Source organism: Thermogutta hypogea (genome assembly GCF_055386265.1).
The window spans coordinates 1,724,960-1,736,576 of sequence record NZ_AP042425.1; the positions used below are offsets into that span (position 1 = coordinate 1,724,960).

At 59.9% G+C, this 11,617-nt stretch carries 6 protein-coding genes; all 6 read left to right on the forward strand.

The features are described from left to right. Positions 1 to 15 precede the first annotated feature (15 nt). The 6 genes from ACZ5B4_RS06235 (at position 16) to hisA (ending at position 11,565) form a co-directional block, all read left to right on the forward strand. Positions 16 to 2,229 carry an arylsulfatase gene (locus tag ACZ5B4_RS06235; protein ID WP_464913570.1) on the forward strand — a complete coding sequence of 738 codons (2,214 nt, stop codon included), beginning with the start codon at positions 16 to 18 and terminating at the stop codon, positions 2,227 to 2,229. Positions 2,230 to 2,417: 188 nt separating this feature from the next. Beyond that, complete coding sequence (locus tag ACZ5B4_RS06240; RefSeq protein WP_464913571.1) at positions 2,418 to 3,794, forward strand: sulfatase; 1,377 nt, start codon at positions 2,418 to 2,420, stop codon at positions 3,792 to 3,794. Positions 3,795 to 4,114: 320 nt separating this feature from the next. Then, positions 4,115 to 4,951: an inositol monophosphatase family protein gene (locus ACZ5B4_RS06245; RefSeq protein ID WP_464913572.1), complete on the forward strand. Its 837-nt coding sequence runs from the start codon at positions 4,115 to 4,117 to the stop codon at positions 4,949 to 4,951. Positions 4,952 to 5,393: 442 nt separating this feature from the next. Further along, a complete protein-coding gene (locus tag ACZ5B4_RS06250) occupies positions 5,394 to 9,779 on the forward strand; it encodes a tetratricopeptide repeat protein (RefSeq protein ID WP_464913573.1) in 4,386 nt (1,461 codons plus the stop codon). 210 nt (positions 9,780 to 9,989) lie between these two features. Further along, positions 9,990 to 10,601: an imidazole glycerol phosphate synthase subunit HisH gene (gene hisH, locus ACZ5B4_RS06255; protein WP_464913574.1), complete on the forward strand. Its 612-nt coding sequence runs from the start codon at positions 9,990 to 9,992 to the stop codon at positions 10,599 to 10,601. A 238-nt stretch (positions 10,602 to 10,839) separates the two neighbouring features. Further along, positions 10,840 to 11,565 (forward strand): 1-(5-phosphoribosyl)-5-[(5-phosphoribosylamino)methylideneamino]imidazole-4-carboxamide isomerase, encoded by a 726-nt coding sequence (gene hisA, locus ACZ5B4_RS06260; RefSeq protein WP_464913575.1) that lies wholly within the window; start codon positions 10,840 to 10,842, stop codon positions 11,563 to 11,565. The last annotated feature ends 52 nt before the right edge of the window (positions 11,566 to 11,617 follow it).

Sequence of the window (11,617 nt, forward strand, 5' to 3'; positions counted from 1 at the left end):
CCGACAAGGATTTTGATGATGACACCTGAACCAGCCCGCTACTTCAGAGTCGGCGGCGTTTTTGTTTGCCCGGCCATCCTGGCCTTTACCCTCTTATTGAATGCGCTGCGTCCATCCTACACTTACGCTGAGGCCTCCCGGCCGAACATACTCATCGTGCTCGCGGACGATGTCGGTTTTTCCGATATCGGGTGCTACGGCGGCGAAATCAGCACGCCGAACCTAGACCGCTTGGCCGCGAATGGCCTGCGTTTTACCCAGTTTTACAACACAGGCCGATGCTGCCCGACGCGGGCCTGCCTTCTGACCGGTGTCTACCCCCATCAGGCGGGCGTGGGTCACATGATGGAGGATCGCGGCTATGACGGCTATCGTGGGGATCTCAATCGACAGACGGTGACTATCGCAGAGGTTCTCCGTACAGCGGGATATCGCAATTACGCCGTCGGTAAGTGGCACGTCACCAAGGCCACCAAACCGGAAGGGCCCAAAGACAATTGGCCGCTACAACGTGGGTTCGAACGCTTTTACGGGACCATCACGGGCGCCGGGAGTTATTTCGATCCCGGAACCTTGACCCGCGATAACACGATGATCTCCCCCTTTGCCGATTCGGAATACACACCTTCCCTTTACTACTACACGGATGCGATCAGCGACCACGCCGCGCGGTTCATCCGGGAACATGTGACTGCGGCGGGCAAGAGTCCGTTCTTCATGTACGTGGCCTACACCGCGGCACATTGGCCCTTACACGCCCTGGAAGAGGATATCGAGAAATACCGCGGACGCTACGATGGGGGTTATGAATCGGTTCGCCGGGCAAGGTTGGAACGTTTGAAGCAAATGGGGCTGATCTCGCCCAACTGGGAACTTACTCCGCAGGTCGGTGATTGGGATAAGGTCGAGCACAAGGAGTGGGAGATCCGCTGCATGGAGGTCTACGCAGCCCAGATTGACCGCATGGATCAAGGAATTGGACGAATCCTCGAGGCTTTGCAAGATACCGGTCAATGGGAAAACACGATCGTGTTCTTCCTTCAAGACAACGGTGCCTGCCAGGAGGCGATCGGCCGAACCGGGACATGGCGGCGCCCCGTGGAACCCTCGCTGCCGACGATCCCGTTGGATGCGGTTCGCAACGATGTCAGACCTTCCCAGAACCGGCGCGGCGTTCCCACATTGACGGGCCCCTTCATCATGCCTGGGCCGGAAGACACCTATATTTCGTACGGCATCAATTGGGCGAACGTTTCGAACACGCCCTTCCGCGAATACAAACACTTCGTACATGAGGGTGGGATCTCCACTCCGTTGATTGTTCACTGGCCGGCGGGGCTAACTCGCCGTGGCGATTTGGAGCATCAGCCGGGTCATTTGATCGACCTCATGGCCACCTGCGTGGATTTGGCCGGGGTACAATACCCCGGCGAATTTCAAGGCCGCAAGATCATCCCCATGGAAGGCGTGAGCCTCGTTCCCCTCTTCAAGGGCCGACCCATCAACCGGATGAAGCCGATTTTCTTTGAGCACGAAGGCAATCGCGCGATCCGGGATGGCAAATGGAAACTCGTGGCCAAGGAAAACCGACCTTGGGAGCTGTACGATATGGAGGTCGATCGTACCGAAATGCACGACTTGGCTGCCGAGGAACGGCAAATCGTGGCCCAATTAGCCGCCGCATGGGATGCCTGGGCCGAACGCGCAAGCGTCTTGCCGCTAGGTGCATGGCGTGCCAATTCCGAACGTCCTTCGCAGCAGAGGGTGTTCTCTTTGCGGCATGGGGACTCGCTCCCCCGGTCCGCGGCCCCCAACGTCGTCGGAACCGGAATTCACATCAACGCTCGAATTTCGCGAATGGGACAAGGTGTCGTCGTGGCTCAAGGCGGCAGCTCTCATGGTTACGCGGTGTTGCTGAAGGACGACGGCCCGCGCTTTGCCGTTCGCAAGGGCGGCAAACTGATGGTGGTGGCACCGATACCAGGTACACCCGACATGGCACAGGCCGACGTGAACGAGATTTCCGTCGACTGGACTCGCGACGGTCACGTCACCTTGCGATGGAACGGAACGGTCGTGGCGGAGGAGAAGGGTATCGATCCGTTAGGTGCGATGCCGGCGGACGGTTTGACGGTGGGACTCGATGACGGCGGCCTGGTGGGCGATTACAACGCCGATAATGCGTTTTCCGGGCGGATCGAATCGGTCACGGTGGAACTGCGCCCCTGATCCCGGCGATGCTCGGGTGTTTGACGGCGACTCGCCAAGGCAAAATCTATAGGGGGACGTATTTCATGCTTTTGCTGTCGGACACACGCGCACTATTACTCGCTCTCGCAACGATAATTGCGGCTTGTCCAACAATCGTTCCGACTTCCAAGTTCTGCTTCGCCGCGGAGCCGGACGCAAAACCGAACGTGATCTTGATCTTGGCGGACGACCTGGGTTACACGGATCTGGGCTGCTACGGCAGTCGCTACTATCGAACGCCTCACATCGACCGGATGGCCGCCGAGGGCATGCGTTTTACCAACGGCTATACCTGTGGTCCGAACTGCCAGCCTACCCGGGCGGCCATGATGTCCGGACAATACGGGCCGCGCACCGGTGTCTATACCGTCGGCAGCATCGAGCGATTTCCCTGGCGGTCGCGATCCTTGCGGCCCGTGGACAACGTGGAGAAACTCCCGACGAATAAGGTGACCTTGGGCCAAGCCATGCAATCTTGCGGCTATGTTACCGGGCTGTTCGGCAAGTGGCACTTGGGCGACGACGCCGACCATCACCCGCTCGCGAGAGGCTTCGACGAATCCGTCGTCAGCCAGGGAAAGCATTTCAATTTCAACACCATTCCGAAATCGGAATATCCGGAAGGCGCGTATCTGGCTGACTTCCTCACTGACAAAGCCGTGGACTTCATTCATCGCCACCGAAATGAACCGTTTTTCCTGTGCCTCCATCACTTCGCCGTGCATTCACCATGGGAGGCCAAGACCGAGTTGATTCAAGAATTCCGGGAACTTCCCGCGGCAGGCGGGCACCACGACCCGGTTTACGCGGCCATGATCGCCAGCCTGGATGAGAGCGTGGGGCGAGTCCTGAAGACCCTTCATGAACTCAAACTCGCCGAAAATACATTGGTCGTGTTCACCAGCGACAACGGCGGGGTCGGCGGCTATGCTCGCGAGGGACTAGGCGGCAAAGACATCACGGACAACGCACCGCTCAGAGGCGGAAAGGGGATGTTGTACGAAGGCGGAATCCGCGTGCCGTACATTTTTTGGCAACCTGGGACCGTTCCCAATGGCAAAGAGTGCGACGTACCGATTTGCAGCGTCGATCTGTTTCCCACACTACTCGATCTGGCCGGCGGCACCCCGCCTGATGCCTATCCTTTGGACGGTATCAGCTACGCGGGTATTCTCCAGGGCCAAAGTGGGGATGCCCTCAAGGAGCGTGCGATCTTCTGGCATTTTCCGGGCTACCTCGGCGCCGGCAAAGGGACTTGGCGGACCACTCCGGTGAGTGTCGTGCGGAAGGGCGACTGGAAGCTCCTTCAGTTTCTTGAAGACGGGCGCGTCGAGCTGTACGATCTGCGAAACGACATCGGGGAAAAAGACAACCTGGCGGAGCAACACCCCCAAAAAACCGCAGAGCTTCTCGCGCTGTTGAAGGCCTGGCGGGCCGAGATTCAAGCGCCCATGCCTTCCCCGCATACCCCGGAGACCGTCGACGATGATTCGCCACGGCCGCGGCCGGTCGATTCCCGACGTTCGACGAACCGAACTCGCTGAGAGAGACCTGTCGGGTCTTAAGTTCGCCGCGCGCATGAGGATGCCGGCGTGCGATTACGCCCTCCTCATCAAGGTTGAATGCTCACGGAACTCGCCGGCCACGTGTTTTCGCGGTTAGTCACGGCCCACGCCCGGATGCAGCCGGTGGACGTTTCCATCGCCGCAAGGATGCCCGCCGGCTACGGCCGCCCATCGGTCCCGTGATATAATCCAAGATCCGAGACGTTAAAATTCGCGGCGAAGCAAGGTTTCCCCTCGCCCCCGTGTCTTGGGGAGACGGCCGCCGCTTTCTACTCTTAAATCAGACGAAAGACCGCGTTATGGATGCTGAGTTGGGCGAATTCTTGGAGGCCGCCAAGGAAGCCGCGTGGCGAGGTGGAGAAATCCTCCTCGAAAAATTGGGAACCGCCGTCGTCCGTGAAAAGGGTTTCGCCGATTTTGTGACCGAAGCCGACTTGGCCTGCCAAGAGGCCGTCGTCGGTCGGTTGTCAGATCAATTTCCAAATCACCGTTTTCTTTGCGAGGAGGGGGCACTGGCGGCGCGACCTCCGTCGGCATCCCATGTGTGGATACTTGATCCGCTCGACGGTACCACCAATTACGTCCATCAAATCCCTTTTTTCTCGGTATCGTTGGCTCTTGAAATCGACGGCGCATTGGCGGTGGGAGTGATCTTGGATCCTTCGCTGGGAGAGTTGTTCTGGGCGACGGCCGGGGGAGGGGCATTCCTCAACGGCCGCCCCATCCGGGCCAGCCAATGTCAAGCATTGCCCGATGCCCTGGTTTCCATCGGGCTGCCGGCGCGCGTATCCCGAGAATCGGTTGACATCGCCATCATGACCGCCTCTGCCGAGCACTGCCAATCGGTACGCAGAACGGGTTCGGCGGCACTGAATTTGGCGTACTTGGCCGCAGGACGACACGACTTGGCCTGGGCGTTCACCACCAAGCCCTGGGATGTGGCCGCCGGCGCCCTGCTCGTTCGGGAGGCGGGCGGCGTTATCGAGGCTCCGGACGGCAAGCCGCTGAACCTCCGAAATGAGCGGGTGCCCTACGTCGCAGCGGCGTCGCCCAAGCTCCAAGACGCCTTCTTGAAGCTCATTCTTCCCATGCTTTCGCGGGATGGCATTTCGGGAACCGGAAAACAAAACCACTAGGCAGCGTCCGCGGACGGCCCCCTCTCCGGAAGCAGTGCGGCAATCAATCAAGGTGGCTGCGTTTGGGAATCCGGGGCCGGCGAGCTAAAATTGAGGAAATCGATTCAGATTCAGGACCGGGCGCGGAACTCCGGTCTAAGACCCAGCACTCCAACGAGAATCGAAACGCACTTGAACTGCGAGAGCTGGAGTTTGGACAAAGAAAACAGGTCCGGCAGGTCCGTCACATCGTGCTGATGAGTCCTGTTGTTGAGCTCCGACTATCGGGCACACAGCGGGAACCGCAAATATCACGTTATACCTTGGGGCAATCCTTTCCGGCGGAACGGAGTCGGTGTCTTACTCACCTCAGCCGACACTTCACGAATCTTTGGCAGGTTTGCGGGCGGCTTTCGCCGACCGCGGGGCGCAAAATCAAATCGGAAATTCAATGGGGTAATGCATGAGAACCGTCAACCGGCGATTCGTCGTTATCTTCACGGTTTCGCTCCTCCTCTTGGGCATCGCCGTCTATTTCGTACAGAGGTTTCAAGTCCGGCGCAATGCCCGCTTCTTTTACGATCGCGCGCTGCAGGCCCAGGCTGAGGGCAAGGTACCGGACGCCATCCGCAACTTGCAGTGGTACGTGGAGTTCGTGCCGACGGACACAGAGGCGGCGGCCCGTCTGGGAGCGTTACTCGTCGATGCGAAGGCCTATGGCGCGGCCTTTTTCCGGCTGGAAAGCGTCCTCCGCCGTGATCCGTCGCGGAGCGACTCCCGGCGACTGCTGGTCGATGTCTTGCTGCGAATGGGCAGGTTTCGTGACGCGCAAGAGCACCTCGAACAATACCTCTTAAAGGAGTTTCCCGAGGATGCCGACCTGTTGGCTAAGTTGGGGCGTTGTCTGCGGGGATTGCGGCAGCCGGAGCGAGCACTATCCCTACTTCAACAGGCGATCGAAAAAGACGCTACCTTGGAAGACGCCTATCTCCAGGCAGCGGCCATAACGCGCTATGACCTCAAGCGTCCCGAGGAAGGCGACGCCTGGATCGACCGTCTGCTGAAGGCCGTGCCCGACTCGGCAACCGCAAAATACGCCGCCGCCGCGTATTTCTACGAATTGAAGGACTACGCCAAATCCTATGAATTGGCCGCTCAATCGGCCGAACAATCGCCGCAAGACGTCCAAGTGTTGCTCCTGGCGGCGGACACCGCCCTTCGAATGGACAAACCCGACGAATGCAAAGAGTGGGCGGGGCGTGTGCTGCGCGCCGATGCCGAGAATGCCGACGCCTACGCCCTTCTTTCCAACGCGAATTTGCGATCGGAAGGCGTGGACGCGGCCATCAAGACGCTGGAGGAGGGTATTTCCAAAGTCAAGCCGCGCGACCGCGACCGGTTGCTGTGGACGCTTGCAAGCCTGGAGCTGGATCTCGGTCGAGCAGACTCCGCAGCGGTCCGCGTGGAGGCTTTGACCAAGAACGCTTACGATCCGCCTCGCGTGCGATACTTACGCGGCAAATTGCTGGCACAACAGGGGCAGTGGTACGAAGCCGTTCAAACGTTGGAGCAGGCTCGGACCGGCCTGATCGACCAGCCGGACCTCCTCAAGCACGTCGATTTTTGGCTGGGCGTGTGTTACGGCCAAATGGGCAATTTGGACCAAAGCTTTGCGGCTTACGCCAAAGCCGTCAACCAGGATCCGCTTTGGCCGCAAGCCCGCTTGGGCCGAGCGGCCGCGTTTACGGAGCTGGGACGAGTCGACGAGGCAGTGGCTGAATACCGCACCTTGGTGCAAATGAATCAATTGAACAGCGCCGGTCTGCTTGATTTTGCCAGGCTTTTGGTCTTGCAAAACTTGGCACGCCCTCGGACGGAGCGCGATTGGACGGAAGTGCGGCAGATTCTGGATGCCGTGGACAAACAAACCGCCAACTCGGCCGATACCGCCGTGCTGAAAGCCGAAATCGCGGCTGCGGACGGAGATAATGCCGCGGCGGAAACGACGTTGCAAGCGGCCCTCGATCAACAGCCTGATTCCCCGGACTTGGTGCTCACGCTCACCGCACTGGCCTACCGTTCCGGCGACACCGCGAAAGCCGAGCGTTTGCTTCAGGATGCGGAGCAAAAATTCGGACTGACGGCCACGGTGCTTTCGGCCAAGGCTCGCTTTCTCCTCGGTTCCGGTGCCGCTGCCGAAAAACTGGAGACGGGCCTTTCGGAGATCGCCACTCAAGGCAAATCACTCCCCGCGGCGGATCGACAACGTCTGCTCAACTCGCTCACGGTTTATGCGATTCAAGCCGATCAGATCGAATTGGCCAAGCAATTCTGCCGGGAACTCTCGTCTCTCGCTCCCAATTCCTTGCGGGTGCGCTTAATGCTGTTTGATCTGGCGATTCGGGCGCAAGACTATCAAACCGTGGAACCCGTCTTGGAAGAGATCGCACGGATTGAAGGCCGCGGACCGCTCTGGAATTACGGCAGGGCGGTCTACCTGTTCCTCAAGTCCCGAGGGGAAGATCGAGCGGCATTGCGTTCGGCGCTCGGCCACCTCGACCAAGCAGCGGCGCAACGACCCAACTGGGCCCGTTTGCAATCCCTGCGGGGCATCATTCACGAACAATTGGGGGACGAAGCCGCTGCGCTGAACGCCTATCTCAGCGCCGTCGATCTCGGTGACCGCGACCTGGCGACCATTCGTCGCGTGATCCCCTTGCTCTACAAACAGCAACGCTTCTTGGAGGCGGACCGCATCGTGCGCGCCATGGAAGAACGCCAAGTGCCGCTTTCCGCCGACGTAGACCGGCTGGCATCCACCATTAATCTTCAACTGGAAAACTACGATCGCGCGCTCGATATGGCGCGACGAGCCGCCGAAAACAGTACGGACTATCGGGATCACGCCTGGTACGGCACCGTCTTGAGCGTGCTGGCCAATCGCGCGCAAAGCGCCGGCCAATCGCCTGACGTCGAGCGGAATTTGAGCGTTGCCGAAGCCGAATTCCGCAAGGCGGTGGAACTCTCTCCCAAGACTCCTGAGGCCTGGGTGGCCTTGATGCAGTTCTATGCCCGATCAGGCCAAAAAGAGAAGGCCGAAGCCGTCATCCAAGAAACCCGCGCTGCGTTGGAAGGCGGCTTGGCACCGCTGGCGCTGGGTCAGTGCTACGAAACCCTGCAAAACCTCGACGAAGCCGAACGCTACTATCAGGAGGCGCTTACCACTTCTCCTTCGGACCCGCAAGTCATTCGGCAGGTGGCGGAGTTCTATTTGCGGACCGGACGGACGGAATCGGCGGTCACGCAAATCAGTCGTCTGACCGGGGGCGAAGTGCAGGCCAAGCAGGAGGATGTAGCTTGGGGACGCCGCGCCATGGCCCTGCTCCTGGCCAATCGCGGTGGGTACGAAAACCTGCAAAAGGGCCTCTCTCTGATGCAACAGAATCGGGCCGGGGGTGCCGGGACGATTCAGGACGCCCGCGCGGAAGCACTCCTGCTCAGCTCCCACCCCTTGCGGCGAGAGAGGAACAAGGCCCGGGAGATCTTGGAGCGATTGGTCGCCGAATCCCCCCAAGTAACGCCGGACGATCGTTTCGTCTTGGCCCAGCTCTACATGGCCGACGGAGACGTGGTCCATGCCGCACGGCACATGCGCTCGCTGCTGGCTTCCCACGGCAATGAGCCTCGATACGTTCAAAGATTCGTCTCATTCCTGATTCAGCAGGAAGACTTTTCCGAGGCGGAGGTCTGGCAAAAGCGATTGGAAGCCCTCGCGCCGGACGCGTTTTCCACTGTTTCCTTACGAGCCCGACTCCTCGTCGAGCAGGGGCAGGATAACGCGGCCTTGAGCCTTTTGAAAGGATATGCCGAACAGGCTCCGGCGTCCGCCGAGACGGCCGGCGTCCCCGCGTCCGACCCCGGTTCGCAAACCGGCGAGGGCGTCCCCGCATCGCAAACCGACGACGCCTCCAAGGCGGCGGAAACGCCGGGCAACGACGATTCCGAAAGGTTACTACAACTGCGGCGGGCTGTTGTCGGCGACGCTTTGGAAGGTTTGGCGCAGGTGCTTCGCCGCAAGGGACGGCAAGAATCGGCGGACCGCTTCCTTGCCGAAGTGGAATCGGTCTATCGCGACTTCGTCCAGAAATATCCACAGGCGACGCTGCTTTTGGCGGCTTTCCTGGCAAGACGGGATAGAACCGACGAAGCGATGGAGCTGTTTCGCCGCCATTGGCCCGAAAGCGACTCCAACATCATGACGGCCGCCGCGACCGTCTTGCTATCACGAGTCTACAATGACCAATCTCGTGCCGCCGCTTTGGAGGCCACGCTTCTGGAGGCCGTCGAAAAGCTTGAAAGGCCGCAGGGCCTTCTGCTCACACTCGCCGACTTTTACGGTCTCCAAGGCCGCGTGGATGAAGCCGCCGCCGTCTACGAAGAAGTTTTGCGCCGCGATCCGCGCAACGTCTTGGCCCTCAACAATTTGGCCGTGGTGCTGGCCCTTGGGGGCAAGAATCTCGACCGGGCGCTCCAGTGCATCGACCAGGCTTTGGCCGTTTCGGGACCGGTCGCCAATATCCTCGACTCCAAGGCCATCATTTTGATCGCCAGGAACAACCCGCAAGAGGCCTTGCGTATCGTGAACGACGCAATCGCCGACCAACCCACGGGCATGCTCTATTTTCGGCAGGCGCAAGCCCTCTTGGCGCTCAAACAAAACGCCGCCGCCAAAAAAGCCCTGGAACAGGCCTATGCCATGGGGTTCTCGCGGGATGGCCTGCATCCGTTGGAGCGCGAGTCCTTCGACCGACTTGAAACTTTGCTCGGAAAGCCGGAACCCAAGTCGTAAGATCGTTCTCGCAAACTCGCCGGAATAAAACCTCGCCTGGACCATCAATCGAAGTTGAAGCTTTCAGCGGCCGGCCGTCAGCCGGTACACCTCCGTTGTCTTCCTAAAACTCCGCTTGCAACGCCTTGACGATCGAAGTGCGCTATAATAAGGCAAGCGTTTAAACGCCGTTTCGGGCGGGCGCCGACGTACTCCGGAGGAAGCCGGGAAATGATTGTAATCGTCGATTACGGCATGGGCAATTTGCGCAGTGTGCAAAAAGCCGTGGAACGCTGCGGTGCGGAGGCGATGATCACGGACGATCCGGAAGTCGTCGCCCGGGCAACCAAGGTCATCCTTCCCGGGGTCGGTGCCTTCGGCGATGCTATGACGGAGCTGGAACGGCGCAGTCTGGTCAAGCCCATTCTAAAGACCATCGAGAGCGGCAAGCCCTTCCTGGGCATCTGCCTCGGCTTGCAGGTCCTTTTTGAAACAGGTTACGAGAATGGACAACGCAAGGGCCTTGGGCTCTTTCGGGGAGAGGTCGTCCGTTTCGAACTCCCAAAGGAGCTGACCGTTCCGCATATCGGCTGGAACCAAGTTCGCTTGGAGTGTCCGAATCCCCTTTTTCGTGGCATCGCGGATGAGGCTTATTTTTTCTTCGTCCACTCGTACTACGTCGTTCCTCGGGATACCGAGATCATTTCAGGTACCACGGAGTACGGCATCCGCTTTTGCTCGATGGTCCGTCAGGACAACGTGTTCGCCGTTCAATTTCACCCGGAGAAGAGCCAGGCCTTGGGATTGAAGGTCATGGAGAATTTCGTCGCCCTTGGTGATTGAACGAGTCGCGACATGCCCGGCAAGGACATGGCCGGCAAGCGCGTGCACTCCTCGTCCCTTCGGAGCCGCCCTCCCATGCCACCGCGACGCCCCCAAGGTCCTTGCCGATGGTTGGAGTAGCGCCCTTCGTCCGGTCGGCGCACGCCTCTCAACTAGAGCGGCATCTTGAACGAAAGTGCTTGCTGTGTCATATTACAGGGTTTACTGACCCGTGTTGACACCGGCGAGGGTTGAGGGCGTGGAAGTCTGGCCTGCGATCGACCTACGAGGGGGGAAATGCGTACGCCTTCGGCAGGGCGATTACGACCGGGAGACGGTTTTCGGAGAAGATCCTCGTGAAATGGCCCTGCGTTGGGTCGCCCAAGGTGCCAGAAGGCTGCATTTGGTCGACCTCGACGCGGCCAGAGACGGGCGGTCGGGAAATCTCGATGCTGTGCGTCAAATTCGCGGCGCAGTAACGGTCACGATTCAGCTCGGCGGCGGCGTACGAAACGAAGCGACCATTCGTAGTTTATTGGACCTGGGAATCGATCGCCTTGTCGTCGGCACCGCCGGGATAAAGGATCCCGACTGGCTTCAATCCATGGTACGACTGTTTCCCGGCAGACTGGTCCTCGGTCTCGATGCCCGGGACGGTCGATTGGCTACGGACGGCTGGCTGCGAACCTCCCAACAGCAAGCGGCGGATTTTGCGGCCCGATTTCAAAACGACCCTGTTGCCGGCATCGTCTACACGGACATCGGCCGAGACGGCATGTTGAGCGGACCGAACGTGGACGCAACCGCCGCCCTTCAGCGGGCGGTCAAAGTGCCGGTGATCGCATCGGGCGGGATATCCCGTCTCGATGACATCCGCCGCTTGGCGGAGGCCGGCGTTGCCGGGTGTATCATCGGTCGTGCTCTTTACGAAGGTCGCGTTCCCTTAAGCGAGGCCGTGAAGTTCGAAACGGAGGTCGCCGCTTGAGGGAATTACGTCCGGAGATCGACGCCGTCGGCGGTTGACCGGCGATGTCAAC